Source organism: Pseudomonas pergaminensis (assembly GCF_024112395.2).
GTDB lineage: Bacteria > Pseudomonadota > Gammaproteobacteria > Pseudomonadales > Pseudomonadaceae > Aquipseudomonas > Aquipseudomonas pergaminensis.
The window spans coordinates 3,921,778-3,948,218 of the sequence record NZ_CP078013.2 but is presented as its reverse complement, the minus strand read 5'-3'; the positions used below and the strand labels follow the sequence as shown (position 1 = coordinate 3,948,218).

The following is a 26,441-nucleotide window of genomic DNA, read 5'->3' as shown; positions in this document are numbered from 1 at the left end:
GCTGCTCTGCTGCCGTCTTGCGCCGCCCTCCGGCGTCTCTAGAATCGGCCCCAGAACTTACTCATTTCCTGTCGATTACGGAGTTTCGAAGATGATGAATGCCATGCAGATGCCGATGAACACCTCCATGCCCATGATGCCGATGATGGGCATGCCGATGATGATGGCCACCATGAAGTGCGAAATGGCTGCGGACGCCATGATGTGCACCATGAAGCCAGCTGCCGGTATGGACATGGCTCAGTTCAAGACCAACGCCGAAATGATGGCGATGATGATGAACTGCGGCATGCCGATGATGATGCAGTGCGCCAACATGTCGATGATGTGCATGTCGGCCGACGCCATGGCCATGATGACCGGCATGAACATGATGCCGATGATGGGCATGCCAATGCCGATGATGAAGTGCGTGATGGAATGCACCCTGATGGGCGACAGCATGATGTGCAAAATGATGCCGATGCCAGGCATGAGCATGGCCATGATGGAAAACTGCTGCATGCTCATGAACAAAATGATGAACGACTGCGCCATGCCGATGATGATGAGCTGCAACGGCATGCCGATGATGTGCTGCACCTGCTGATAGGTCCCGCACTCAAAAAAACGCCCCGATTATTCGGGGCGTTTTGCGTTTCAATCCAGGCGTTCGGGGTAGGTAATTACCAGGAACGCCACGGCCTCGCTGTCTGCCGGGTTGCGGTAGCGGTGGGGCTGGTCGGCATAGAACAGGATCGAGTCGCCGGTTGAAAGCAAATAGCGCGCGTCGTTGACGCTGACTTCCAGCACGCCTTGGGCCACCACCAGGTTTTCCTGGATGCCGGGACCATGGCCTTCGGAAACTTCCTCGCCCAATGCGCGCAGGCGGATCTCGTAGAACTCGGACTGGCGCGCGGTATCGTAGGGAAACAATGCCCGGCTGATAAACGCGCCATCGGCACTCACCAGGCGCTTGCTCTGTTGCGCCGGCAGCACTTCCACCCCTTCGAAGGCGCGGTCCTCCAGGAACGCCGCTACGGACACCTTCAAGCCCTTGGCAATCTTGCACAGCACCTTGATTGACGGCACGCTGCGCCCGGATTCGATCTGCGCCAGCATTGCCCGGCTCACGCCACAGGCACGTGCCAACCCATCCAGGGACAAGTGGCGTTTGCTGCGCAGGCGTTGCAGGTTGTGGGCGACGCACAGGCTGATCACGTCGTCGTCAGTGCTGGGTTTGGGCAGGGGTTCAGGCGGTTCGGGAAGCACGTGCAGGAAATTCATCGGCCTTACGCCCGGCGAGTATCGCTGGACGCAGCAGCCTGGGCAGTAAACACCGCCAGCCCGGCACGCGCGGCGTACATCGCCCACATCAACTCGGCCGCTGCACGCGCCTGGCGGCGTTTACGGAGGAGCGTGAAGTCGATGATCGTGGCGGATGTCTGCATGGGGGCGGTCTCATGGTACGTGGTTGACTCAGTGGCTCCACAGTAATGCTTGGGGGTTATTTCTTTAAATACTGAGTTTGCATGTGTTAATTCGATTTCGGACTTAGAAAAGAATCAACGTCCGACGCTGTTGTGGGAAAGGTCTGGTCCGTTAATAAGGAGTGACCTGGCGGGCGTGCCTGTCTTCCCACCACGTGCCCCCCGAATTCCAAGGACCCGCCCCATGCTGCTGCGCCAACCTCCGTTCCTTCTTGCCGCCCTGACGTTAAGCTCGCTGGTGCACGCCGAAGACCTGCAATTGGCCCCGGTCGAAGTCACCAGCAGCGAAGCCAGCGCCGGTGAAGTGGCCCAGGCGCAGCTCAGGAGCGTGCCCGGCGGCACCCATTACATCGACATGGACAACGTGCAGCAGGGCAGGGTGAGCACCAACGAAGACGTGTTCAAGTACCAGGCCGGGGTGTATGCCAAGGCGGCGAATAATGAAGGGGTAAAACTCTCGATTCGCGGCTCGGGCCTGAACCGCAGCCCCGGTGCCCATGCCTCCGGCCTGTACGAAATGTTCGACGGCCTGCCACTCACCGGCCCCGGCGGTACGCCCTATGAACTCAAAGACCCGTTGTGGCAAAGCCGGGTGGAAGTGCTGCGCGGCGCCAATGGTTTCGATCAGGGCGCGTTGGCCCTGGGTGGCGCAGTCAACTACGTGACACGCACCGGTTACGACGCTCCCAAGCTGCAATTGCGTTACGAAGCGGGCAGCAAAGGCTATGCCCAGCGCGAGATCAGTTCGGGCCAGGTGGTGGGGGATGCCGACTACTACATCAGCCTTACCGACTCCGAGTCCGACGGTTACCAGCGCCAGAGCGACGGCACTGGCAAGGGCATGGCGGCCAACTTCGGCTACCGCTTCAACCCGGACCTGGAAACCCGTTTCTATTTCCGCTACCGCGAAACCACCAACGACACCCCCGGCAAGCTCACCCGTGCCCAGATCAGCCATGACCCACGCGCGGCCAACAGCCTCAACGCCGCCCGCGACTCCAAGCGCCTGCAGCCAGGTTCCACCTGGATCGCCAACAAGACCACCCTGCAGCTGGATGACAATGCCCGGGTCGAAGTCGGCCTGGCCTACCACGATTACCCGATGGACCTGCGCGAAGGCACCAACCGCCTGAAAGTCGCCTACACCGACATCAGTAGCACCCTCAACTACATCCGCCAGGACACGCTGTTCGGCCACGACAGCAAGACCACGCTCGGCCTGCGCACCACCCAGGCGATGCCCAACAACGGCGCTTCGGAGTATGTACGCACGCCTTCCGGTAACACTGCCGGCTACACGCCTGGCACCAAGACCCGTGACTACAGCTACCTGGGCTCCGACACCGTGCTGCATATCGGCAACGACCTGGAACTGGTGCCTGACCTGTGGCTGACCACCGGCCTGGCGGCGATCTATACCCGTCGCGAAACCCAGGTCACTTATCCCGAAGGCCAGGCACCGCTCAGCCAACACGACTGGGACTACGCGCCGCGCGTCGGCCTGCGTTACGACTTCACCCCGCAATTGCAGGTGTACGGCAACCTGAGCCGCTCGGTGGAGCCGCCGCACGCCTGGTCGATGATCTGGGGCTCCAACAAATACTTCCCCACAGGCAGTGGACCGGCCACCGGTTTGCAGCGCGAAGGCGTGAGCCTGAAAAACCAGACCGCCACCACCCTGGAGATCGGTGGCCGTGGCGAAGCCTGGCTCGGCCAGTGGGACCTGGCGCTGTACCGCTCCGAAGTGCGCCACGAACTGCTCACCGTGGAAACCCAGGCACAGACCTCCACCAGCAATGCCATCGTCGCCGAGTCCAACGCCAGCCCCACCGTGCACCAAGGCGTTGAGCTGAGCCTGCTCAGCCCGTTGTGGGACGGTGGCCGCAAAGGCCAGGTTGCCCTGCGCCAGGCCTACACCTTCAGTGACTTCCACTACCGTGACGATGACCGCTTCGGCGACAACACCTTGCCCGGCATTCCCAAGCACTATTACCAGGCCCAAGTGCGCTACAGCCACCCGACAGGCTTCTACACCAGCCTCAATACCGAGTATTCCTCCAGGGTGGCGGTGGACTACGCCAATTCCTACTACGCCGCGTCCTACACCATTCTCGGCGCTACCTTCGGCTACGACGCACCCAAGCAAGACTGGCAAGCCTGGGTCGACCTGCGCAACCTGACCAACCGGCGCTACGCCAATACCGTCACGCCGGGTTACGACGACAAGGGGCTGGACGTCGCGCGCTCCACGCCGGCGGATGGCCGTGGCATCTACACCGGCGTGTCCTGGAGCTGGCGCTAAAGGAACGTAATTTTTAAAACACCTCCGTTCCACTGTAGGAGCCCGGCTTGCCGGCGACAGCGATCTTAAGGGCGCCATCGCCGGCAAGCCGGGCTCCTACAGTGGGCAGCATCCGACATAGGAGCGACACTTGCTCCTACACCGTTTTACTGGCATTGTTTGCGCAATTGGTAACATTTCCCATTTGAGATCTTTTTGCGCATGCATGACATTCCGGCCGCGCTGGGCGACTCCGTCCGGCAGCAGACCCTCACGGCGATGTACAGCGAGCACCAGGGCTGGTTGCACGGCTGGCTGCGCAAGAAACTCGGATGCTCCCAGCATGCCGCCGACCTGGCCCATGACGCGTTCATCCGCGTGCTGATGCTGGCCGAGCCGCAGTCGATCAAGGAACCTCGTGCTTTCCTGGCCACCACGGCAGGGCGGCTGTTGATCGACGGCGCCCGTCGTCGCCGTATCGAAAAAGCCTACATGGAAGCCCTGGCGATCCAGTGCGAAGACGCCGGCATGCCCGACCCCGCCGCGATTCACGTGGCGCTGCAAGCGCTCGAACGCATTGCCGAGATGCTCGCCGGCCTGCCGGCCAAGGCCCGCGAAGCGTTCCTGCTGAGTCGCCTCGATGGCCTGACCTACAGCGAGATCGCCACGCGCCTGGACGTGTCGTCCAGCACCGTCAAAAACTACATCTCCAGCGCCTTGGTGCATTGCTACCACAGCCTGCACCCGGCCGACCCGCTGGCATGAGTTCCGAACAGATCATCCAGCAGGCGGCGCAGTGGCTCACGCGCCTGCACGACGAAGCCGTCACCGACGCCGATCGCCAGGCTTTCAACGCCTGGCGCCAGGCCGACCCGCGCCATGAAGTGGCTATCGAGCGCATGAGTGCGCTGTGGGGTAGCCTCGATGCGTTGCCCGCCAAGCCCGCGCGCATTGCCCTGAACCGTGCCTTCACCCCGCGACGTCCACGTGGCACGCAGGTGGTGGGCTTGCTCGGTGTGGTCCTGTGCGGTTGGCTGGGCCTGCAACACCTGCCCCTCTGGATGGCTGACCAGCGCACCGGCATTGGTGAGCGCCGGCAGATCGCCCTCGAAGACGGCAGCCAGTTGCAGCTCAACAGCAACTCGGCGGTGGACGTGAAGTTCGACGGCCATCAACGGGTGATCGAACTGCTGCAGGGCGAGCTCTGGGTAGACGTGGCCAAGGATACGCAACGGCCTTTCGTGGTGCGTACCGACCAGGGCACCGCCACTGCGCTGGGCACGCGTTACCTGGTCAAGCGCGCGGTAGACGGCACCACGGTGGTGACGGTGATCGAGTCCACGGTAGCGGTCAAAGGCGAGACCCTCGATGGGGTCAAGGTCAAGGCCGGCCAGCGCTCGGTCCTCGACCATGGCCGCGCGCAGCCGCCGCAAGCGGTCAACGATGGCGACCCCGACGCCTGGACCCGTGGCCTGCTCAAGGTCAACGACCAACCCCTGAGCGAGGTCCTGCAAACCCTCGCCAGCTATCGCCACGGCATGCTGCGCTTCGATCCACAGGCCCTGCAGAACCTGCGGGTGTCCGGCGTGTTCAAGCTCGACGACACGGCAGCGGCGCTGTCGTCATTGGCGGATAACCTGCCGATCCAGGTGGAGTACTTCACCGACCTGCTGGTGGTGGTCAAGCCGCGCTAGGGCTGGCGCAGGCGCTTGTACAGGGTATTGCGGCTCACCCCCAGTTCGCGCGCCAGGTGGGAAATATTCCCACCGACGGCCTTCAGGCGCTGGTTGAGGTCGATGCTCTCATCCAGGTACTCACTGATGGGCTGCGGTGGTTCCACTTTCAAGTCGACAAAAAAATCATCCGGCAGGTGCTCCGGGCGGATCGGCTGTTCTTCGGCCATCGCCAGCGCCACCTGCAACACGCTGCTCACCTGGCGCAGGTTCCCCGGCCACGGGTGCTGCTCGAACAGCGCCAGCACGTCAGCGCTCAGGCCTGCCCACTGGGTTGGCTCGCGGTGTTGCTGCCACAGTTGCTGGAACAGCGCCTGCTTGTCGGTGCGCTCGCGTAGGGGCGGCAGTTCCAGGGTCAGGCCGCCGATGCGGTAATACAAATCTTCACGAAAACGTCCGGCCTGCACCAGTTCGCGCAGTGCGCGGTTGGTGGCCGAGATGATGCGCAAGTCCACCGGGAACAACTCGCTGCTGCCCACTGGTTGTACGCAACGTTCCTGCAGCACACGGAGCAAGCGGGCCTGGGTGGGCAGTGGCATGTCACCGATCTCGTCGAGAAACAGCGTGCCCTTGTCGGCCTTGCGGATCAGGCCAATGCTGCCTTTTTGATTGGCGCCGGTGAAGGCGCCTTTTTCATAGCCGAACAGTTCCGACTCCACCAGATCGGCCGGAATCGCCGCGCAGTTCACCGCGATAAACGCCTTCTGGCTGCGCGAACTGGCCTGGTGCAAGGCTTTGACGAACACTTCCTTGCCCACGCCGGTTTCGCCGTGGATCAGCAGCGGAATATCTTTTTCCAGCAACCGCTCGGCCTGGCGCACGGCTTTCTCTACGCGCATATCGCCAAAATGCAACGTCTTGAGGCCAATGGAGGCAGGCTTTGGCGGCGTCGGTTCAGTAAACACACGCGCCTGCACCGGCATTTGCCTGGGTCGCTTCAACAAGCACTGGAAGCGGTTACGCCCTGCGGCTTGCAGGGAAAAGGGCAGGCCTTCCGGTTGGTTCAACAGCTCCAGCAGCGACACTTTGAACAGGCTGTCGATCATCACCCGCGACAGGCTGATGCCCAGCAGGTTGTCGGCACGTCGGTTGGCCGACAGCACCTGGCCGCTTTCATCAAAGATCAGCAGGCCGGCCCATTGGCTATCCAGGTTACTGAGACCGGTATTGAAGGTCAGTTGGAAGTGTTCGCCGCGAAACAGGTTGAGGATCAGCCGGTTCTCCACGGTCTGGCTCATCATCTTGACCATGCCCAGGGTGTGGGAGGGCGGCAGGTAGCTGTCGCTGGACACGTCCAGCACCGCGATGATCTCGCGCTGGGCATCGAAGATCGGCGCCGCCGAGCCAGTCATGAAGCGGTTGGCCTTGAGGAAGTGTTCATCGTGTTCGATATGCACCGCCTGGGCGCAGGCCAGCGCGGTGCCGATGGCATTGGTGCCGCTGGAGCGCTCCATCCAGCTGGCGCCGGGGTTGAAGCCCCGGGCCAGCTTGGGTTCGATAAAACGCTGGGTGCCCCAACTGGTCAGCACCTGGCCCTGGTTGTCGGCCAGCATGATCAGGCAGTTGGAATTACTGAGGATGTTTTCGTAGTAGGGCAGCACTTCCTGGTGCGTGGTCTGTACCAGCGAGTGCTGGCTCTCCAGCAATTGGCTGATGCCCTCGGCGGGAAGCTGGTCGAAGCTGGGCGTACTCTGGTGGTCCAGGCCGAAGGCGCGGCAACGGCGCCAGGATTCCTGGATAAGGGTGTCGTGAGCCAGTGGTTCGGCCATGGTGCGACCTTCGTTTTTATTGTTATTGGGCTTGCACAATCTACCTGACGAAACCGGATCAAAATGTGGGAGCGGGCTTGCTCGCGAAAGCAGTGTGTCAGTCAATACATAGGTCGACTGGTCCAACGCATTCGCGAGCAAGCCCGCTCCCACATTTGCCCTGTATCGGTCATGAGAGTGTTGTTCAGGACTGTTCATTGTCAAGGGCCTGAGTGTTCAGTTGTTCAGCTTGTGATGTTCATTTCTGTTCACACCTGAACACCCCGTTTAGCCCATTTCCTTGCACATCAAGCACTTGCCGTTTTGGCACGAAACTCGCTCTGACAGCTGGCCAGATTCATTCCAATAATAAAAAGGTCGTGTCATGTCATTGACCCTGGAACATGTCTCCCGCGTTGTCGAAGGCCAGACCTGGATCGACGACGCCAACCTGCGCTTCGAAGCCGGTTCCTTCAACGTCTTGCTCGGCCGTACGTTGTCCGGCAAGACCAGCCTGATGCGCCTGATGGCCGGGCTGGACAAGCCCGACAGCGGTCGCATCCTGATGAACGGCGTGGATGTCACGCAAAAGCCGGTGCGCCTGCGCAACGTGTCGATGGTCTATCAGCAGTTCATCAACTACCCGACCATGACCGTGTTCGAGAACATCGCCTCGCCGTTGCGCCAGGCCGGTGTGTCCAACGAGCTGATCCAGAGCAAGGTGCTGGAAACCGCCCGGATGCTGCGCATCGAGAAATTCCTCCAGCGTCACCCGCTGGAACTCTCCGGTGGCCAGCAGCAACGCACGGCGATGGCCCGCGCGCTGGTCAAGGACGCCGAGCTGATCCTGTTCGACGAGCCGCTGGTGAACCTGGACTACAAACTGCGCGAAGAGCTGCGTCAGGAAATGCGCGAGCTGTTTGCCGCGCGCCACACCATCGCCATCTACGCCACCACCGAACCCAACGAAGCCCTGGCCTTGGGCGGCACCACCACCATCCTGCACGAAGGCCGGGTGATCCAGAGCGGCAAGGCCGCCGAGGTCTATCACCAGCCGCAGACCGTGCTGGCCGCCGAGCTGTTTTCCGAGCCGCCGATCAACCTGATGCCGGGGCGTATCAGCGGCAATGAAGTGAGCTTCGCCAATTTCGTGCACTTCCCGCTCAACGTCGACCTGCGCCCCATCGGCGAAGGCGAGTTCCGTTTCGGCGTACGTCCCAGCCATATCAGCCTGGTGCCGAGCAACGACGACGACCTGGAGCTGGCGGTGACCGTGGAGGTCGCCGAGATCAGCGGTTCGGAAACCTTCTTGCACGTGCGCAGTGAACACTTCCTGTTGGTGCTGCACCTGCCGGGGGTGCACGAATACGACGTCGACGCGCCGATCCGCGTGTACATCCCCACCCATAAACTGTTTGTGTTCGATGGCCAGGGCCGTTTGGTCCAGGCCCCCGGGCGCCGTGTCGCGAGGGTTGCCTGATGGCCGAGATCCATTTGCAGAGCCTGGCGCATAGCTACAGCCCTACGCCGAGCGGCCCCGAGGACTACGCCATTCGGGAAATGAACCACGTGTGGGAGCAGGGCGGGGCCTACGCCTTGCTCGGGCCGTCGGGCTGCGGCAAGTCGACCTTGCTCAATATCATCTCCGGCCTGCTCAGCCCGTCCGAAGGCCAGGTGCTGTTTGACAGCAAAGTGGTCAACGACCTCACCCCGGAAAAACGCAACATCGCCCAGGTGTTCCAGTTCCCGGTGGTGTACGACACCATGACGGTGTTCGACAACCTGGCGTTCCCGCTGCGCAACCAGGGCATGGCCGAGGCGAAGATCCACAGCAAAGTGCAGGAAATTGCCGAGGTCCTTGACCTGCAAAACCTGCTGACCAAAAAGGCCCGCAACCTTACCGCCGACGAAAAACAGAAAGTCTCCATGGGCCGTGGCCTGGTGCGCGACGACGTGTCGGCGATCCTCTTCGATGAGCCGCTGACGGTGATCGACCCGCACCTCAAGTGGAAACTGCGGCGCAAGCTCAAGCAGATCCATGAGCAGTTCAACATCACCATGGTCTATGTCACCCACGACCAGCTGGAGGCCTCGACCTTCGCCGACAAGATTGCGGTGATGTACGGCGGGCAAATCGTACAGTTCGGCACGCCGCGCGACCTGTTCGAACGGCCGAGCCACACCTTTGTCGGCTATTTCATCGGCAGCCCTGGGATGAACCTGATCGAGGTGCAGGCCGAGGCGGGCGGGGTGCGGTTTGCCGACACCCACCTGCCCTTGCCAGAGGCCTTGCAGCAACGCATTGCCAACACCGAGTACAAAAAGTTGCAGGTTGGTATCCGTCCGGAATTCATCCATGTGTGGGACGAGTACAACCCTGACGCCCTGCAGGCCGATGTCACTCATCTCGAAGACCTCGGCACCTACAAGATCATTACCCTCAACCTCGACGGCGCGCTGCTCAAGGTGCGCCTGGCCGAAGACAAACCGGTGCCCGAGGGCAAGGCCTCCATCAGCTTTCCCGCGCAATGGCTGATGGTGTATGCCGACGACTACCTGCTGGAGGTGCAGCCATGAACAAGGTGCAGAACAACAAGGCCTGGTGGCTGGTATTGCCGGTGTTCCTGCTGGTGGCGTTCAGTGCGGTGATCCCGATGATGACCGTGGTCAACTACTCGGTGCAGGACATCTTCGACCAGTCCAGCCGCTACTTCGTCGGCGCCGACTGGTACAAGCAGGTGCTGCTCGACCCGCGCCTGCATGATTCGCTGCTGCGTCAGTTCATCTACTCGGCCTGCGTGTTGCTGATCGAGATCCCGCTGGGCATCGCGATCGCCCTGACCATGCCGACCAAGGGCCGCTGGTCGTCGCTGGTGCTGATCATCCTCGCCATCCCGCTGCTGATCCCGTGGAACGTGGTGGGCACCATCTGGCAGATTTTTGGCCGCGCCGACATCGGCCTGCTGGGCTACAGCCTCAATGCGTTGGGCATCAGCTACAACTACGCGGCCAACACCATGGACGCCTGGGTCACAGTGCTGGTGATGGACGTGTGGCATTGGACGTCGCTGGTGGCGCTGCTGTGCTACTCAGGCCTAAGGGCGATTCCGGATGTGTACTACCAGGCCGCGCGGATCGATCGTGCTTCGGCCTGGGCGGTGTTCCGGCATATCCAGTTGCCGAAGATGAAGAGCGTGCTGCTGATCGCGGTGATGCTGCGGTTCATGGACAGCTTCATGATCTACACCGAACCTTTCGTCCTGACGGGCGGCGGGCCGGGTAACGCCACCACGTTCTTGAGTCAGACCCTGACCCAGATGGCCGTAGGCCAATTCGACCTGGGCCCGGCGGCGGCGTTTTCGCTGGTGTACTTCCTGATCATCTTGTTGGTGTCCTGGCTGTTCTACACCGCCATGACCCACTCCGACGCCAACCGCTGAGGCCGCCAACATGAACAAGAGAAAGCTGATACCGCTACTGATCTACATCCTGTTCCTGCTGGTGCCGATCTACTGGCTGCTGAACATGTCCTTCAAGAGCAACACCGAAATCCTCGGCGGGCTGACGCTGTTTCCGCAGGACTTCACCCTGGCCAACTACAAGGTGATCTTCACCGACCCGAGCTGGTACACCGGCTACCTCAACTCGCTGTACTACGTGAGCCTGAACACAGTGATCTCCCTGAGCGTGGCGCTGCCGGCGGCCTATGCGTTCTCGCGCTACCGTTTCCTGGGTGACAAGCACCTGTTCTTCTGGCTGCTGACCAACCGCATGGCGCCACCGGCGGTGTTTCTGCTGCCGTTCTTCCAGCTGTATTCGTCCATCGGCCTGTTCGACACGCACATCGCCGTGGCCCTGGCGCACTGCCTGTTCAACGTGCCGTTGGCGGTGTGGATCCTCGAAGGCTTCATGTCCGGGGTGCCCAAGGAAATCGACGAAACCGCCTACATCGACGGCTACTCGTTTCCCAAGTTCTTCGTGAAGATTTTTATCCCGTTGATCGGCTCCGGCATCGGTGTGACGGCGTTTTTCTGCTTCATGTTTTCCTGGGTCGAGTTGTTGCTCGCGCGCACCCTGACCTCGGTCAACGCCAAGCCCATTGCAGCGGTGATGACGCGCACAGTGTCGGCGTCGGGTATCGATTGGGGTGTGCTGGCGGCGGCGGGGGTGTTGACTATCCTTCCCGGCATGCTGGTGATCTGGTTTGTTCGCAACCACGTGGCCAAGGGCTTTGCCCTCGGCCGGGTCTGAGGAGTCGATGATGGAATGGATGGCCTGGACCACCCCCACCGCGCTGTTCTTTGGTGCCATAGCCCTGATCCTCGCGGGCATGACCACCTGGGAACTGCGCTCGCCGAGCATCCCCCGGCGTGGTTTTTTACCGATCAGCACCACCCGTGGTGATCGCTTGTTTATCGGTCTTCTCGGCAGCGCCTACCTGCATTTGCTGGTCATCGGCGTTACCGACTGGAGCATCTGGGTGGCGTCCGCGCTCTCCCTGGTATGGCTGTTGAGTGTGATGCGTTGGGGCTGATGCCCTTGTGAATAAACAACCTGGAGGTCTCTATGTTGAATAAGAACAATAAGCTGCGACATAGCATTTCATTGGCCGCCGTACTGGCCCTGAGCGGTTTGAGCGCCTCGGCCTGGGCCGATGCGTACGAAGATGCCGCGAAAAAATGGATCGGCAGCGAGTTCAAACCGTCCACCCTCACGGTCGAACAGCAGCTTGCCGAACTCAAGTGGTTCATCAAGGCTGCCGAACCCTTTCGTGGGATGAAGATCAACGTGGTGTCGGAAACCCTCACCACCCACGAATACGAGTCCAAGGTGCTGGCCAAGGCCTTCAGTGAAATCACCGGGATCAAGCTCACCCATGACTTGCTGCAAGAAGGCGACGTGGTGGAGAAGCTGCAAACCCAGATGCAGTCCGACAAGAATATCTACGATGGCTGGGTCAACGACTCGGACCTGATCGGTACGCACTTTCGCTACGGCAAGACCGAATCCATCACGGACTTGATGGCCAATGAAGGCAAGGATTTCACCTCGCCGACCCTGGATATCAAGGACTTCATCGGCATTTCCTTCACCACCGCGCCTGACGGCAAGATCTACCAACTGCCTGACCAACAGTTCGCCAACCTCTACTGGTTCCGCGCCGACTGGTTCGAGCGCCCAGAGCTGAAAGCCAAGTTCAAGGAAAAATACGGCTACGAACTCGGCGTGCCGGTGAACTGGTCGGCCTATGAAGACATCGCCAAGTTCTTCAGCGAAGACGTCAAGGAAATCGACGGCAAGCGCGTGTACGGGCACATGGACTACGGCAAGAAAGACCCGTCCCTGGGCTGGCGCTTCACCGATGCCTGGTTCTCCATGGCCGGTGGTGGCGACAAGGGCCTGCCGAACGGCTTGCCGGTGGACGAGTGGGGCATTCGCGTCGAGGACTGCCACCCGGTCGGCTCCAGCGTCACCCGTGGCGGCGACACCAACGGCCCGGCCGCCGTGTACGCCACCCAGAAATACGTGGACTGGATGAAAGCCTACGCGCCACCGGAAGCGGCGGGCATGACCTTCTCCGAATCCGGCCCGGTGCCGTCCCAAGGCAACATCGCCCAGCAGATCTTCTGGTACACCGCGTTTACGGCCGACATGGTCAAGCCGGGCCTGCCCGTGGTGAATGCCGACGGCACGCCGAAATGGCGCATGGCGCCGTCGCCTGTCGGACCTTACTGGGAAAAGGGCATGAAGAAGGGCTATCAGGACGTAGGCTCCTGGACCTTCCTCAAGTCCACGCCCGAGAAACAGAAACTCGCGGCCTGGCTCTACGCGCAGTTCGTGACCTCGAAAACCGTGTCGCTGAAGAAAACCATCGTCGGCCTGACGCCGATTCGTGAGTCCGACATCAACTCCCAGGCCATGACCGACATGGCACCGAAGCTGGGTGGCCTGGTGGAGTTCTACCGCAGCCCGGCCCGCACCGAGTGGTCGCCGACCGGCACCAACGTGCCGGACTACCCACGCCTGGCGCAACTGTGGTGGAGCAACATCGCCGCCGCCGCCAGCGGCGAGAAAACCCCGCAACAGGCGCTCGACAACCTGGCCAAGGAACAGGACGCGATCATGACACGCCTGGAGCGCTCCAAAGTGCAACCGGTGTGCGGTCCGAAAATGAACCCCGAGCGTGATGCGCAATACTGGTTCGACCAGCCGGGCGCACCTAAACCGAAACTGGCCAACGAGAAGCCCAAAGGCGAAACCGTGAACTACAACGACCTGCTCAAGCAGTGGGAGGCTGCACGCAAGTAAACACCCCTGTCATTACTGATTGTGGTGAGCGGGCTTGCCCCGCTCACCACTTGTGTTCTTTCAGCCCATCCGCACCGGCGAAAAACCAAACGCGGCAACCGCCGATCCGCACATTCCCAACCCTGATTGAATTTTCCGCACACCCCGATGCTCTTCACTTTAGAAGCGTGTGGTTCTGAGCGCTCTTGCGGGGCCTCCTTGTCGGGAGGCCTGGTTGTATCGGACTTTGCGGAAACTGCCATCATGACGCTTCTCACAGCGCTGTCGGGCCAGCCGGCCTCTCTCACTCATTCGGTTTGCGGCCAGTACCACGGGCTTTACCAGCAGCTCTATGGTGAAGGCCAGGGCGCGCACGAGGCTGCGCGGGATTTCCTGCAGGCGCAGTTGGCGCAGGTGCAAGACGCGCCCAGCGAGCTGCCGCCGGTGCCCGAGCAACTGCCCGGCTGGATCGAACAGCGTTGCACCGAGGTGGCCCAGGCCTATGCCGATTACCTGGAGCAGCGCCAGCAAGGCCAGCCACGTCGCTACTTCCAGAACAAGGCCCATGCGCTGTACTTCTTGCAGCGCGTGGCCCCGACCAAACAGGTCGACGGCGCCTGGCTCAATGGCCTGTTGCGCCATTGGCAAGACCCGCGCTTCGACGGCCTGCTCACCACCTACCTCGAAGAGCTGGGCGACGGTGAGGCGGCCCAGAACCATGTGGTGATCTACCGCAAGTTGCTCAGCGAACACGATGCCGACAGCAACGCGGGCCTGGAAGACGCACACTACCTGCAAGGTGCGCTGCAGATGGCCCTGGGGCTGTGCGCTGAAGACTTCTTGCCGGAGATCATCGGCTATAACCTCGGCTATGAGCAGCTACCCCTGCACCTGTTGATCACGGCCTTTGAGTTGAGCGAACTGGGCATCGACCCCTATTACTTCACCCTGCACGTGACCATCGACAACGCCAGCAGCGGCCATGCGTGCAAGGCGGCGCAGTCGGTGCTGAACCTGTTGCCGCTGGGCGAGGGCAGGGCGGACTTCTATCGCCGGGTGGCCGAGGGTTATCGCCTCAACGACCTGGGGCCGGGGACAACGGCCGTCATCAACGGCTTTAACCTGCAGGACGAAGTGGTTGCCATGCTTGAGCGCAAGCGCACCTTCGGCCAGCACATGCATTCGGACTATTGCCGCTTCGAAGGCAAGACCGTCAACCAATGGCTGGGCCAGCCGGGGCAGATCGGCGCCTTTCTCCAGGCCCTGGAAGACAAGGGTTGGATCAAGCGCGATCAGGACCCGGCCGAAAGCCGCTTCTGGCAATTGATCGAAGGCGCGGGCGCGGCGATGTTCGGCGTGTTCAGCGGCTATGAAAAGCAGGTGCTGCACGACTGGATCGCTGGCGATTGGACCAGCGACCAACGCGTGCCGCCCGTACGGCCCGGACGCGGCAGCCGGTTCTCCCGCGAGCAGCATCGCCCGGCGGATCCCGACACCCAGGCGCTGGTGGAATCGCTGTGGAAGCTGTCCGATGAGGAGCAGCTCAACGCTCTGATCCCGTGGCTGTCGGCGCGACGCCATTGCACGCCCGCCGGGTTGTACGCGACCCGCCGCTTTATTCAACTGCGCGCGCGTTTGCGCTAAGGAATACCCCATGTCTGCACAACAACTTGCCGACCGCGCCCTGTTGAACCTGGGCCGGGGGTTGAAGGAGAGCGGCTACCGTTTCATCACCCCAACGCCCTTGACCCATGAGCGTGTCTATCAACGCCTGGCCGCGCCGCTGGCGACGGACCTGCGCGACGTGTTCGGCTGGTCGATGCCGTTTGACCACACGCTGTTGCCCGAAGCCTTCCGTGAGGAATTGCAGCAAGCCGATGTCATCGAAAAGCACGATTCGTTATGGCGCAGTGCGGTGCGATGGTCGAGCCTGGACGATCTGCTGTTTGCACATTCCGCGTACCCCACCACCCAGTCCGATGCAGTGTTTTTCGGGCCGGACAGCTACCGCTTTGCCCAGGTAATCGAAGCCCATCTGCAACAGCGCTTCGAACCGGTCAAGCGCGCCGTGGACATCGGCTGCGGCGCCGGCGTCGGTGCGTTGGTGATCGCCCGCGCGCGCCACGATGCACAGGTGCTCGCGGTGGATATCAACCCGCGCGCCCTGCGCATGACCGCAGTGAACGCCGAGCTGGCCGGGCTGGCCAATATCAGTGCCTACCACAGCGACGTGCTGGCGAGCGTGGAGGGTGAGTTCGACCTGATTGTCGCCAACCCGCCGTACATGAATGATGACCGCCAGCGTGCCTATCGCCATGGTGGCGGGGCATTGGGTGAGCAGTTGTCGGTGCGTATCGCCGGCGAGTCCCTGGGGCGCCTGGCCCTCGGCGGCAGCCTGGTGCTGTACACCGGTGTGGCGATTGTCGCTGGCGAGGACCCGTTCCTGGCGGCGGTCAAGCCATTGCTTGGCAGCGATGCCTTTGGCTGGACCTACCGCGAACTGGACCCCGACGTATTTGGCGAAGAGTTGGCCAAGCCCGGCTACGAACGTGTGGAGCGGATTGCCGTGGTTGCGCTCACCGTCACCCGTTTGCGCTGACGGCCATGCTCACCTTTGGTATCGAAGAAGAATATTTCATTACCGATCTGCATACCCGCAGCCTGGTCAGCCAACCCTCGGCGGCGGTGCTGGCGGCCTGTCGGCAGGCGATCGGCCAAGGCTTTGCGTATGAGATGTTCCAGGGCCAGATCGAGGTGGCTTCCCCCGTGTTCAAGGCCAGCAACGAAGCCACTGATTACCTGGCCACCGTGCGCCACAACCTGGGCCGATCCCTGGCTGATTTCGGCCTGGGGGTGGTGTGTGCCGGCAGCCATCCCCTGGCGGCGTGGCGTGAGCAACGGTCAACGGAGCGTGCGCATTTCCAGCAGTTGTTCGACGACATCCAATACGTGGCGCGCCGCAGTGTGCTCTGCGGGTTGCATGTGCATGTCGAGGTGCCTGCCAGTGTCGACCGCATCGCGGTGATGAACCAAGTCTCACCGTGGCTGCCGTTATTGCTGCTGCTCAGTTGCTCGTCGCCCTTCTGGGACGGCGCGCCCACGGGTTTCATGAGCTATCGCCAAGCGGCCTGTGATGAGTGGCCGCGCATGGGCGTGCCAGAACACTTCACGGATTGGGCGGCGTACTTGCGCTACCTGGCCTTGTTGCAGCGCGTCGGTGCGATCAAGGCCGATGGCAATGGGTGGTGGGGTATTCGCCCGGCGGCGCGTTATCCGACCCTGGAACTGCGCATGACCGACGCCTGCCCCCGACTGGCGGACGCCTTGGCCCTGGCGACGTTGTTTCGGGTGATGGTCACCCACGCCTGCGCCTTGGAGAACCCCGGTGCCGAGTTCACCGCCGAGGCGCGCTGGCTGCTCAAGGAGAACCGCTGGCAGGCCAAGCGCTACGGCGCGGCGGGCACCTTTGCGCTGGATGACCAGGGCACAATGGGCACTGCTGAACAGTGGTTGCGGCAGGCGGAACACACCTTCGCGACCACCGCCGAGACCATGGGCGAGGCAGCGTTATTCGGCGATTTGCGCCGGTTGCTGGCGTGCGGCAACAGTGCCGTCGATCAGCTGCACTGCCACGCCACCGCTCAGGCGTCGGGCGCCGATGAGCAAGCCTGTCTGCGGCAAGTCGTCGACCGCCTGCTGGCCCAGAGTTGCGGTGGAGACTGATGCCAGCGCCTACATGAGGTGTGATCAGGCGGCGGTTTGGGGTTGCAGGTGCAGCTCGCCGTCCACGTCCTTCACCAGGCCGCTGGCCAGAAACAGAGGCGCCAGGCGCTTGTGCAACTGCGGCTCGACAAACTCTTTCACGGTATCCAGCGTCAACAGGCCACTGCTTGGCAGCTCGGCCTTGGTGTACGACAGCCAGGCTTTCTTCAACGCTTGCAACACATCGCTGCCTGCCGTGGAGGCGAAGCGGCGTTGGCTGGGTTTACCGTCGAAGCTGAAGGTGTGCTGAAACTCATAGCCTGCCTCATCACCTTGGCTGGCCGTGCAGCGAATGCAGCTGCACGGGCCGTCGCCGAACGCGCTGCGCAAATAAGCGTTGAGGTCCACCACGGGCTTGAGTGACAGGCGCTTATCGACCTCGAACAGGTCCCCGGTCATTTTTTCGTCAGTGTTCAACGGCCATTTCCTCGCAGTGTTCGGTAGCTTTTCAAAGCGCGGCACAATAACAGCCGGGCGCCCATTTGTGGGTTATTTGCATAACAATAGAACCCGATATTCTTTTCCCGTCTTAAAAATCGTGGCTACCCTCGCTCACCTTCTCAAAAGCGCGGCAGACCCCATGACCTCCAAGCGTTCCTCCCTGACTCTCCTGGCTGCTTCCCTGGCTGCCGCAAGTGCCTTGCTCAGCCCCGGTGCCCAGGCCGAGGGCAAGATCAGCATCGCCCAGCAATTCGGCATCGGCTACCTGATCCTAGACGTGGTGCGCGACCAGAATCTGATCGAAAAGCACGGCAAGGAACAGGGCCTGGATATCAAGGTGGAGTGGAACAGCATTTCCGGCGCCACCGCCATGAATGAATCGCTGCTGGCCGGCGCCCTCGACGTGGTCTCCGCAGGTGTGCCGCCGATGCTGACCCTGTGGGACCGCACCAAGGGCAAGCAGAACGTCAAGGCCATTGCCTCCCTCGGTTCGATGCCCAACTACCTGCTGACCAACAACCCCAACGTCAAGACCCTCAAGGACTTCACCGAGAAAGACCGCATCGCCGTGCCCGCCGCCGGTGTGGGTTTCCAGTCGCGCACCCTGCAGATCGAGACCGCCAAGCAGTTCGGTGATGCCAACTACAAGAAATTTGACGATATCTCCATCAGCCTGGCCCACCCCGATGCCACCGCGGCACTGATTGCCGGGGGCTCGGAAATCAACGCGCATTTCTCCAGCCCGCCATTCCAGTACCAGGAATTGCTCAATCCGAACGTGCACAAGGTGCTCAGTTCCTACGACATCCTCGGAGGCCAGGCCACGTTCAACGTGCTGTACACGACGCAGAAATTCCACGACGAGAACCCCAAGACCTACCAAGCGTTTTACGACGCCCTGGCCGAAGCCGAGAAGATCATCAAGGCCGACAAACCCGCCGCCGCCAAGGCGTATATCCGCGTAGAACAGTCGAAGCTGCCGTTGGACCTGGTGGAGAAAATCGTCCAGGACCCGGAGATCGACTTCACCATCGTGCCGCAGCGTACCTACATCTACGCCGAGAAATTGCAGGCACTGGGCGTGCTGAAAAACAAGGCCGCGAGCTGGAAAGACTACTTCTTCGAAGAAGCCCACGGCGGCAACGGCAGCTGACCCCACCCCGCACTTGTAGGCGCCGGCTTGCCGGCTCCTACATAATGGGGCAGGTTTCAGCGGAAGAATTCGCCGGGCGTGGCGTCGAACTGTTGGCGAAACGCGTTGATAAACGCCGAGGTCGATTCATACCCACAGCCCAGCGCCACATCGGTCACCCGTTCGCCTTGCTCCAGGGCGGGCAGGGCGGTCAGCAGGCGCAAGCGCTGGCGCCATGCCCGGAACGTCAGCCCGGTGTCACTCAAGAACAACCGACTGAGGGTCTTCTCACTCACCCCCAGCTTCTGGCTCCATTGCCCCAAGGTGGTTTGCTGCTCCGGGTGCAGGTTCAGGCTGCGGTAGATCTGCCGCAAGCGCGGGTCCAACGGCAATGGCAGCATCAGGTCCACCTGTGGCGCTGCGGCCAGTTGGTCCAGCACCACTTGGGCCAAGCGCCCATCCGGCCCGTCCTCGGCATATTCCACCGGCAGTTCGCTGAAGCTGCGGATCAGCTCGCGCAGCAAACTGCTCACTTCCAACACATGACAGCGCTCGGCCGCCCAGGTGGTGACGCTGCAATCCAGGTAGAGGCTGCGCATTTCCGTGTGGGGCGAACTGAACACCCGGTGCGGCATACCCGCCGGGATCCACACCGCGCGCTGGGGCGGCGCCACGAAGCGGCCGACGCTGGTCTGGATCTCCAACACCCCGGAGATCGCGTAGGACAATTGCACCCACGGGTGGCTGTGCCGACGGGTCAATGCGCGGTTGGGCAAGGATTCGGTGCGCCCATACACCGGCCGTGGCAGGCTGGAAAGCCCGGGCACGCTGCGGCGCACGGTGTTGGCATGTCCTTTAGGCGGCATTTACTGGCTCATTGGCGTTAGTCGGTAACAAGCCGTTACGTTAGAGTCGCGACGACGCTCTTGGCAACCCCCGGAAGATCCTGCTTATGACTCGCCCCCGTTTTCTGCCCGACAACTTCACCCTGACGCTGATCGCCACGGTGATCCTCGCTTCCCTGCTGCCCGCCAGCGGCCAGACTGCCGTGGCCTTCGGTTGGGTCACCAACCTGGCGATTGCGCTGCTGTTCTTCCTGCACGGCGCCAAGCTGTCGCGCCAGGCCATCGTCGCCGGCGCCGGCCACTGGCGCCTGCACCTGCTGGTGTTCAGCCTGACCTTTGTGCTGTTCCCGCTGCTGGGCCTGGCGCTCAAGCCGGTGCTGTCGCCGTTGATCGGCAAAGACCTGTACATGGGCATGCTGTACCTCTGCGCCTTGCCGGCCACGGTGCAATCGGCGATTGCCTTCACCTCCCTGGCGCGGGGCAATATCCCCGCAGCGATTTGCAGCGCGGCGGCGTCCAGCCTGTTTGGTATTTTCCTCACGCCGCTGCTGGTGACCCTGCTGCTCAACGTGCACGGCGAGGGCGGCTCGACCGTCGACGCAATCCTGAAAATCAGCGTGCAGTTGCTGCTGCCCTTCATCGCCGGGCAGATCGCCCGTCGCTGGATCGGCGAGTGGGTGGGGCGCAATAAATCCTGGCTGAAATTCGTCGATCAGGGCTCGATCCTGCTGGTGGTCTACGGCGCGTTCAGCGAAGCGGTCAACGAAGGCATCTGGCACCAGATCCCATTGTGGGAACTCGGCGGCCTGGTGGTGGCCTGCTGCGTGTTGCTCGCCCTGGTGCTGGTGGCGTCCAGCGTGCTGGGCAAGGCCTTTGGCTTTAACCAGGAAGACCGCATCACCATCCTGTTCTGCGGCTCGAAAAAGAGCCTGGCCACCGGGGTGCCGATGGCCCAGGTGCTGTTCGCCGGGGCGACCATGGGCGTGCTGATCCTGCCATTGATGCTGTTTCACCAGATCCAGTTGATGGTCTGCGCGGCGTTGGCCCAGCGTTACGCCAAGCGGCCGGAAAGCATTCCCGAGATGATGGGGCAGGTGGACCCGTAATTTTTCTTACGAACGGCGACGAATAACCTCAAGTTAACGTCTGACCAGACGACTTACTTCTTAACAGCCCAAGAAGGAGTGTCGTCATGAACGTTAAACGTTTGTCACTGGTTACCGGCTTTCTTGCGTTATGGACGGGGGCTTGCCTGGCAGCCTCCTCAGGCGTCATCCAGTTTCACGGCAGCATCGTCGAGCCGGGTTGCAACGCGGGCGCGTCGGGCGGTTCGACGCTGGAGTTGAAGGGTTGCCCGCAGGCGCTGCGCGGCAGCCAGCTTGACGTGCAGCCTGTGCGCAGCGTCCAGGCACTGGGCACGTCGACGGCCCACGTCAAGTGGGTGGCCGACAGCAGCAACGGGCGCTATTACGACCAACGGTATGTGCTGGTGGATGCCCTCGACAAACCGATTCAATCGGGGGCCTACGTGGTGACTGTCACCGCGCCGTGACAACACTGAGGTTGTTTTGAGCGGGATGAGCGTCAACAGCCGGGCCAGAAACCTATAGAATGCTCGGCGGCGGCGCTCGTCCTGAGTGGCCGCTTGATCACCGTTCCCGCTTGATCAACGTCAGAGTACCGCGCCGTTCAATGAGTATTTCAGCCGCAACCCCCCAAGCCAATTGGCAACCGGTCATCGCCCTCGCGTTGGCCGCCTTTGTGTTCAATACCACCGAATTCGTGCCCGTCGGGCTGCTCAGCGCCATCGGCGCCAGCTTCGACATGCCTGTTGCCAACGTCGGGCTGATGCTCACCATCTACGCCTGGATCGTGTCCCTGACTTCGCTGCCGGTGATGCTGCTGACCCGCAACGTCGAACGGCGCAAGCTGCTGATCGTGCTGTTCTGCATGTTTATCGTCAGCCACATCCTCTCCAGTGTCGCCACCAGCTTCGGCCTGTTGATGGTCAGCCGTATCGGCATTGCCTTATCCCATGCGCTGTTCTGGTCGATCACCGCGTCCCTCGCCGTGCGCCTGGCGCCGGCAGGCAAACAAGTGCAAGCCCTCGGCCTGCTGGCCACCGGCACCTCCCTGGCGATGGTGCTCGGCATTCCCCTGGGCCGCCTGCTGGGCGAAGCCATGGGCTGGCGCACCACGTTCCTGGTCATCGGCGCCTTCGCTGCCGCGCTGGTGTTCTGGCTGGCGCGCACCTTGCCGCTGTTGCCGAGCCAGAACTCCGGCTCGCTGCGCAGCCTACCGCTGCTGTTCAAGCGCCCGGCGCTGGTAGCGTTGTACGTGCTCACGGCCATGACCGTGACCGCACAATTCACCGCCTACAGCTACATCGAACCGTTCGTCGAAGGCGTGGCCGGCATGAGCGGCAGTGCGGTGACCCTGATCCTGCTGGTGTTCGGCGGTGCAGGCATCATCGGCTCGTTGCTGTTCAGCCTGGTGCACCGGTTCAACCCGCACCTGTTCGTGGTCGGCGCAGTGTTCCTGCTGGCGGCGTGCCTGGCGTTGCTACTGCCATTGAGCGGCGCCGAATCCTACCTGGTGGTGCTGAGCATTTTCTGGGGCATGGCGATCATGGGCTTCGGCCTGGCCATGCAGTCCAAGGTGCTGGTGCTGGCACCGGATGCCACGGACGTGGCCATGGCGATGTTCTCCGGCATCTACAACATCGGCATCGGCGGCGGCGCCCTTATGGGCAGTTGGGTTGGCAGCCGCTTCGGCTTCGCCTGGATAGGCGCGGCGGGTGGTTTGCTGGCGGCGCTGGCAGTGATTGGGTACTGCCTGGCGATTCGCAAATATGGCCAGGGCGTGGCGCGCGACTGAGCAGCGTTGGATCTGCTTTGTGTTCCAGGCATCAACTGTTCAACGGCCAGACAAGTCTTACAGGCCATTCTGATACCCATTGCTACCGTCGCCCAGGACCGCCCACGCCCTGTGGTGACGGCACTTGAACAGCAATGGAGTCGATTGTGCAAAAGCGTTTGACCGCCGAGTTTATCGGTACGTTCTGGCTGACCTTCGGCGGCTGTGGCAGCGCCATTCTGGCGGCGGCATTTCCCGGCCTGGGCATTGGTTTCGTGGGGGTCGCGCTGGCGTTTGGTCTCACGGTGTTGACCATGGCCTATGCAGTGGGGGGCATTTCCGGCGGCCACTTCAACCCGGCGGTGACCATTGGCTTATGGGCGGGGCGCCGCGTGCCTGGCACTGATGTGCTGCCGTATATCGTCGCGCAGGTTGCCGGCGCGATTGCCGCCGCGGCTGCATTGTACTTGATCGCCAATGGGCAGCCCGATTTCGCCGTGGGTGGCTTTGCCGCCAATGGCTATGGCCCGCTCAGCCCCGGTCTCTTCGACATCAAGGCCGCATTGCTGGCCGAACTGATCGCCACGTTTTTCTTTGTCTTCATCATCATGCGCGTGACCGCGCCGGGCGCTGTCCCGGGGTTTGCGCCGATCGCGATTGGCCTGGCGCTGACCCTTATTCACCTGGTGCTGATACCGGTAACCAATACGTCGGTGAACCCTGCCCGCAGTACCGGGCCGGCGCTGTTTGCCGGCGCTGAGTACATTGCGCAGCTGTGGGTGTTCTGGCTGGCGCCAATCGTGGGCGGGGTGATGGGGGCGATAGCCGCACGCTCTATGGATGAGTGCAGCAAAAAAACGCCCGCCTAAACAGCTTTGGCGGGCGCTCGGGAGTGACCGGGGCAGCAAGGAGTGGGCTGGCCGGCGCAGGGGGGGCGGGTGTCAGGCCACCGGCCAGGCTGGCGGTGTGCACCACGTAACCCGGCAGGCCGCGTTCTGCCATGGCCTTGGTGGCGGCCCAGAACACGGTCTGGGCGCCGGTCAGGTCGAGCAGGCCCATCTGGGGGTAGGCCAGGAACACCTGGGTGCGCGGCTGGCTGAGCGGCAGGGCAGGGCTCATAGTGCTGCGAGGACCGCCTCGAGTTTTTCCTGGTCGCGGGCAAACTGGCGAATGCCTTCAGCCAGTTTCTCGGTGGCCATCGCGTCCTCGTTGGAGCCCCAGCGAAACTGCGCTTCGTTGAGAGTCTGGCGCGACTCGCCGACCGCCCCAGGGTGTAATTGACGTTCCAGCACGCCCTGGTCTTCATCGAGCTTTTGCAGCAACTCGGGGCTGATGGTCAGGCGATCGCAGCCTGCCAGTTGTTCGATCTGGCTGAGGGTACGGAAGCTGGCGCCCATGACCACGGTTTTGATGGCATTGGCCTTGTAGTAGTTGTAGATCCGCGTCACGGACTGCACGCCCGGGTCATCGCCACCGGTGTAGTCCAGGCCGGTGTGCTTGCGGTACCAGTCATAGATGCGGCCCACGAACGGCGAAATCAGGAACACCCCGGCGTCGGCGCAGGCGGCGGCCTGGACGAACGAGAACAACAGGGTCAGGTTGGTCTGGATCCCGGCCTTTTCCAAGCGCTCGGCGGTGCGGATGCCTTCCCAGGTGGAGGCCAGTTTGATCAGCACGCGGTCGCGACCCACGCCGGCCTGGTCGTACAGCGCGATCAACTGGTTGGCCTTGGCCCACAGCGCCTCTTCGTCGAAGGACAGGCGCGCATCGACCTCGGTGGAGATGCGCCCCGGAATCACGTTAAGAATGCCGCAACCCACCGACACCGCAAAGCGATCACAGGCCAGGTCGACATCGCCCTTGGACAGGCTCACCGCACCGCGCAGCAACTCGGCATACTCCGGGATGGCCGCGGCCTTGAGCAGCAGCGAAGGGTTGGTGGTGGCATCCACCGGGCGCAGGCGGCTGATGGCTTCCAGGTCGCCGGTGTCGCAGACCACGGTGGTGAATTGCTTGAGTTGTTCGAGCTTGGACGTCATGAGCGGCGGTCTCCAAAAAAGGTTATTGGTTGAGGGCCTGTGCGGTGTCCAGGTCGGTGATCAGGATGTCCAGGTAGCCGCCCTTGAGCGCGCCACGAATGGCCTGGACCTTGTTCAACCCACCGGCCAGGCCGAGCACACGGTGGATGGCGCGCAGCTTGGGCAGCGCCACCGACACGACGAATTCTTCGTCTTCCTCCAGCACCGGCTTGCCTTGGGCATCGAAGTAGCGCAGGCAGATATCGCCCACCGCGCCGCGTTCGGCAAGCAGGCGCAGCATGTCTTCGGTGTAGTAGTTGCCGCTGTTGCGCAGCAGTTGCGAGGGCTCCAGGTCGCCGATGCCGACAATCGCCAGGGTGATGCTGTCAAAGCGCTGCAGCACTTCCTTGACCTCTTCCATCTGCACGATGCGCTGCTTGCTCTCCACCGATTGCTCGATGCTTTGCGAGGGCAGCAAAAACGCCGGGCAGTTGAGCAGGGTCGCCAGGCGCTGGGTGAGCAAGGTGGCTTCAAATGCTCCCTTGTGGCCGACGCCACCCAACAGTTGTACCACTTCCTGGGCAGCCTGTTTGCCGGGTTGCGCGTGCAAGTGGCCAACCATGGCGCGAATGGTGCTGCTCCACGACGAAATACCGATATGGTCCTGGGGCGACAGGCTGGTTTCCAGGTAGTGGGCGGCAGCCGAACCGATGGCCTGCTTGATGCTCTCGTCATTGCCGGGCTCGGTGGCTTCCACCACGATGACCCGGCGCACGCCGTAGCGGCGTTGCAATTGGGTTTCCAGCTCCAGGTGCAGGCCTTGCAGGCGCATCACGGTGATCTTTACCACGCCGTCCTGCAGCGCCCGGCGCAGGGCGCGGCTGATAAAGGATTGGGACAGGTCCAGTTGCGCGGAAATCTCGGACTGCTTGAGCCCTTCTTCGTAATAGAGGCTCGCGATCTTGGTGATCAGGCGCTGTTCTTCGATCTGGCTCATGAAGGCCTCAGGGCTCTTTATAGTAAAAGGCATGACTCAATGGCCGTGAGGATACCAAACCCTTACGACATGATCAGGCCGCCGTCGATATTGATCGCCTGGCCGGTCAGGTAGGCCGCATCGTCCGACGCGAGAAACGCCACCAGGCCCGCGACATCCGAGGGTTTGCCGGCGCGGCGCAGGGGGATGTTCTTGACCCATTCGGCCATCAATTCACCCTTGCCGTAGCGTTTCTCGTCGGTGCTGAGGATCTCGCCCCACACCCGGTCGTTGTAGTCCCACATCTCGCTTTCGATAATGCCGGGGCAGAACGCGTTCACCGTGATGTTATGCCGCGCCAATTCCAGCGCCAGGCTTTGGGTGATGCCGATCACGCCCATTTTGCTCGCGGCGTAGTGGGGCGTGTAGATGAACCCCTGGCGGCCCTGGCCGGAAGAGGTGTTGATCAGCCGGCCGCTGCCTTGCTTGACCATGTACTTGGCCGCTTCCCGGCAGCCGAGCCACACGCCGGTGGTGTTGACCTGCAGCACCTTGTCGAAATCGGCGCGAGGCATTTTGTCGTAGTGGTCGATGGTGATGATGCCGGCGTTCTGCACCGACACGTCGATGCTGCCGAACCGTGCGTGGCCTTCGCGGTAGAGCTTTTCGATATCGTCTTCACGGGTGACGTCGATGGCCAGGGCCAGGGTGTCGACGTGGTATTCCTGGGCCAGTTGGTTGGCGGTGAAGGTCACGCGTTCCAGGTCATTGGAAGCCAGTACCAGGTGGGCGCCTTCCTGGGCGAAGCGCTCGGCAATGCCGGCGCCGATACCCCGGCAGGCGCCGGTAATCACGACAGTTTTACCGCTGAATCGTTGCGACATGACAAGGG

Annotated in this window: 26 protein-coding genes and 1 pseudogene; 18 read left to right on the top strand and 9 right to left on the bottom strand. The window is 62.1% G+C overall.

Annotated features, from left to right (window positions below):
* Window positions 1–91 precede the first annotated feature (91 nt).
* Window positions 92–589 (top strand): hypothetical protein, encoded by a 498-nt coding sequence (locus KUA23_RS17785; RefSeq protein WP_078048926.1) that lies wholly within the window; start codon window positions 92–94, stop codon window positions 587–589.
* A 50-nt stretch (window positions 590–639) separates the two neighbouring features.
* Here KUA23_RS17785 and KUA23_RS17780 read toward each other — a convergent pair whose 3' ends face one another.
* Together KUA23_RS17780 and KUA23_RS17775 are read right to left on the bottom strand one after the other, a co-directional pair.
* The gene (locus KUA23_RS17780) at window positions 640–1,266 is read right to left on the bottom strand and encodes a helix-turn-helix domain-containing protein (protein ID WP_078048925.1); all 627 of its coding nucleotides are present in this window, start codon (window positions 1,264–1,266) and stop codon (window positions 640–642) included.
* A 5-nt stretch (window positions 1,267–1,271) separates the two neighbouring features.
* Window positions 1,272–1,430 carry a hypothetical protein gene (locus KUA23_RS17775; RefSeq protein ID WP_252992538.1) on the bottom strand — a complete coding sequence of 53 codons (159 nt, stop codon included), beginning with the start codon at window positions 1,428–1,430 and terminating at the stop codon, window positions 1,272–1,274.
* Between the two features lie 223 nt (window positions 1,431–1,653).
* Between KUA23_RS17775 and KUA23_RS17770 the strand changes: the two genes are divergently transcribed.
* The 3 genes from KUA23_RS17770 (at window position 1,654) to KUA23_RS17760 (ending at window position 5,444) form a co-directional block, all read left to right on the top strand.
* Entirely contained in the window at window positions 1,654–3,771 is a 2,118-nt protein-coding gene (locus tag KUA23_RS17770) for a TonB-dependent receptor family protein (protein ID WP_252992537.1), read from the top strand.
* Between the two features lie 201 nt (window positions 3,772–3,972).
* The gene (locus tag KUA23_RS17765) at window positions 3,973–4,515 is read left to right on the top strand and encodes a sigma-70 family RNA polymerase sigma factor (protein ID WP_252992536.1); all 543 of its coding nucleotides are present in this window, start codon (window positions 3,973–3,975) and stop codon (window positions 4,513–4,515) included.
* Window positions 4,512–5,444: a FecR family protein gene (locus KUA23_RS17760; protein WP_252992535.1), complete on the top strand. Its 933-nt coding sequence runs from the start codon at window positions 4,512–4,514 to the stop codon at window positions 5,442–5,444. The genes KUA23_RS17765 and KUA23_RS17760 overlap by 4 nt, the downstream gene beginning before the upstream one ends.
* Here KUA23_RS17760 and KUA23_RS17755 read toward each other — a convergent pair.
* On the bottom strand, window positions 5,441–7,252 hold the full coding sequence (locus tag KUA23_RS17755) for a sigma-54-dependent Fis family transcriptional regulator (protein ID WP_252992534.1): 1,812 nt from the start codon (window positions 7,250–7,252) through the stop codon (window positions 5,441–5,443). The genes KUA23_RS17760 and KUA23_RS17755 overlap by 4 nt on opposite strands.
* Window positions 7,253–7,616: 364 nt before the next feature.
* On the opposite strand from KUA23_RS17755, the gene KUA23_RS17750 reads away from it, so the two are divergent.
* From KUA23_RS17750 to KUA23_RS17710, 9 genes are all read left to right on the top strand, one after another.
* Entirely contained in the window at window positions 7,617–8,711 is a 1,095-nt protein-coding gene (locus KUA23_RS17750; protein ID WP_071493336.1) for an ABC transporter ATP-binding protein, read from the top strand.
* Window positions 8,711–9,808: an ABC transporter ATP-binding protein gene (locus tag KUA23_RS17745; RefSeq protein ID WP_252992533.1), complete on the top strand. Its 1,098-nt coding sequence runs from the start codon at window positions 8,711–8,713 to the stop codon at window positions 9,806–9,808. The genes KUA23_RS17750 and KUA23_RS17745 overlap by 1 nt, the downstream gene beginning before the upstream one ends.
* Window positions 9,805–10,671: a carbohydrate ABC transporter permease gene (locus KUA23_RS17740; RefSeq protein WP_025858174.1), complete on the top strand. Its 867-nt coding sequence runs from the start codon at window positions 9,805–9,807 to the stop codon at window positions 10,669–10,671. Before KUA23_RS17745 ends, KUA23_RS17740 begins: the two co-directional genes overlap by 4 nt.
* Before the next feature lie 10 nt (window positions 10,672–10,681).
* Entirely contained in the window at window positions 10,682–11,482 is an 801-nt protein-coding gene (locus tag KUA23_RS17735) for a carbohydrate ABC transporter permease (protein ID WP_071491788.1), read from the top strand.
* Between the two features lie 10 nt (window positions 11,483–11,492).
* Window positions 11,493–11,765 carry a DUF2160 domain-containing protein gene (locus KUA23_RS17730; protein WP_010209675.1) on the top strand — a complete coding sequence of 91 codons (273 nt, stop codon included), beginning with the start codon at window positions 11,493–11,495 and terminating at the stop codon, window positions 11,763–11,765.
* Between the two features lie 32 nt (window positions 11,766–11,797).
* The gene (locus KUA23_RS17725; protein WP_252992532.1) at window positions 11,798–13,540 is read left to right on the top strand and encodes an ABC transporter substrate-binding protein; all 1,743 of its coding nucleotides are present in this window, start codon (window positions 11,798–11,800) and stop codon (window positions 13,538–13,540) included.
* Between the two features lie 243 nt (window positions 13,541–13,783).
* Window positions 13,784–15,163: an iron-containing redox enzyme family protein gene (locus tag KUA23_RS17720; protein WP_214496778.1), complete on the top strand. Its 1,380-nt coding sequence runs from the start codon at window positions 13,784–13,786 to the stop codon at window positions 15,161–15,163.
* 10 nt (window positions 15,164–15,173) lie between these two features.
* On the top strand, window positions 15,174–16,118 hold the full coding sequence (locus KUA23_RS17715) for a N5-glutamine methyltransferase family protein (protein WP_078048917.1): 945 nt from the start codon (window positions 15,174–15,176) through the stop codon (window positions 16,116–16,118).
* A 5-nt stretch (window positions 16,119–16,123) separates the two neighbouring features.
* A complete protein-coding gene (locus KUA23_RS17710) occupies window positions 16,124–17,242 on the top strand; it encodes a carboxylate-amine ligase (protein WP_099491794.1) in 1,119 nt (372 codons plus the stop codon).
* Between the two features lie 24 nt (window positions 17,243–17,266).
* Here the strand turns inward: KUA23_RS17710 and KUA23_RS17705 are convergent, their stop codons facing one another.
* Window positions 17,267–17,698, bottom strand: a complete 432-nt coding sequence (locus KUA23_RS17705; RefSeq protein WP_252992531.1) for a hypothetical protein — start codon at window positions 17,696–17,698, stop codon at window positions 17,267–17,269.
* Window positions 17,699–17,861: 163 nt separating this feature from the next.
* Here KUA23_RS17705 and KUA23_RS17700 point away from each other — a divergent pair, with 163 nt between their 5' ends.
* Complete coding sequence (locus tag KUA23_RS17700) at window positions 17,862–18,875, top strand: ABC transporter substrate-binding protein (RefSeq protein ID WP_078048914.1); 1,014 nt, start codon at window positions 17,862–17,864, stop codon at window positions 18,873–18,875.
* A gap of 56 nt (window positions 18,876–18,931) precedes the next feature.
* On the opposite strand, the gene KUA23_RS17695 is transcribed toward KUA23_RS17700, so the two are convergent.
* A complete protein-coding gene (locus KUA23_RS17695; RefSeq protein WP_078048913.1) occupies window positions 18,932–19,720 on the bottom strand; it encodes an AraC family transcriptional regulator in 789 nt (262 codons plus the stop codon).
* An 86-nt stretch (window positions 19,721–19,806) separates the two neighbouring features.
* On the opposite strand from KUA23_RS17695, the gene KUA23_RS17690 reads away from it, so the two are divergent.
* The 4 genes from KUA23_RS17690 (at window position 19,807) to aqpZ (ending at window position 23,424) form a co-directional block, all read left to right on the top strand.
* On the top strand, window positions 19,807–20,805 hold the full coding sequence (locus tag KUA23_RS17690) for a bile acid:sodium symporter family protein (protein ID WP_099491792.1): 999 nt from the start codon (window positions 19,807–19,809) through the stop codon (window positions 20,803–20,805).
* A gap of 86 nt (window positions 20,806–20,891) precedes the next feature.
* Window positions 20,892–21,251: a hypothetical protein gene (locus KUA23_RS17685; RefSeq protein WP_099491791.1), complete on the top strand. Its 360-nt coding sequence runs from the start codon at window positions 20,892–20,894 to the stop codon at window positions 21,249–21,251.
* A gap of 140 nt (window positions 21,252–21,391) precedes the next feature.
* Window positions 21,392–22,576 carry a sugar transporter gene (locus KUA23_RS17680; RefSeq protein WP_100490431.1) on the top strand — a complete coding sequence of 395 codons (1,185 nt, stop codon included), beginning with the start codon at window positions 21,392–21,394 and terminating at the stop codon, window positions 22,574–22,576.
* Window positions 22,577–22,710: 134 nt separating this feature from the next.
* Window positions 22,711–23,424: an aquaporin Z gene (gene aqpZ, locus KUA23_RS17675; RefSeq protein ID WP_214496783.1), complete on the top strand. Its 714-nt coding sequence runs from the start codon at window positions 22,711–22,713 to the stop codon at window positions 23,422–23,424.
* A gap of 67 nt (window positions 23,425–23,491) precedes the next feature.
* Here the strand turns inward: aqpZ and KUA23_RS17670 are convergent.
* The 4 genes and pseudogenes from KUA23_RS17670 to KUA23_RS17655 all read right to left on the bottom strand — a co-directional run.
* A pseudogene (locus KUA23_RS17670) lies at window positions 23,492–23,674 on the bottom strand (AraC family transcriptional regulator); the annotation flags it as partial.
* Window positions 23,671–24,594, bottom strand: coding sequence for a transaldolase (tal, locus tag KUA23_RS17665; RefSeq protein WP_099491790.1), 924 nt, complete (start codon window positions 24,592–24,594; stop codon window positions 23,671–23,673). The pseudogene KUA23_RS17670 and the gene tal, both read right to left, overlap by 4 nt.
* A gap of 22 nt (window positions 24,595–24,616) precedes the next feature.
* Complete coding sequence (locus KUA23_RS17660; RefSeq protein ID WP_078048907.1) at window positions 24,617–25,570, bottom strand: sugar-binding transcriptional regulator; 954 nt, start codon at window positions 25,568–25,570, stop codon at window positions 24,617–24,619.
* A 62-nt stretch (window positions 25,571–25,632) separates the two neighbouring features.
* The gene (locus KUA23_RS17655) at window positions 25,633–26,433 is read right to left on the bottom strand and encodes an SDR family oxidoreductase (RefSeq protein WP_078048906.1); all 801 of its coding nucleotides are present in this window, start codon (window positions 26,431–26,433) and stop codon (window positions 25,633–25,635) included.
* Between the last annotated feature and the right edge of the window lie 8 nt (window positions 26,434–26,441).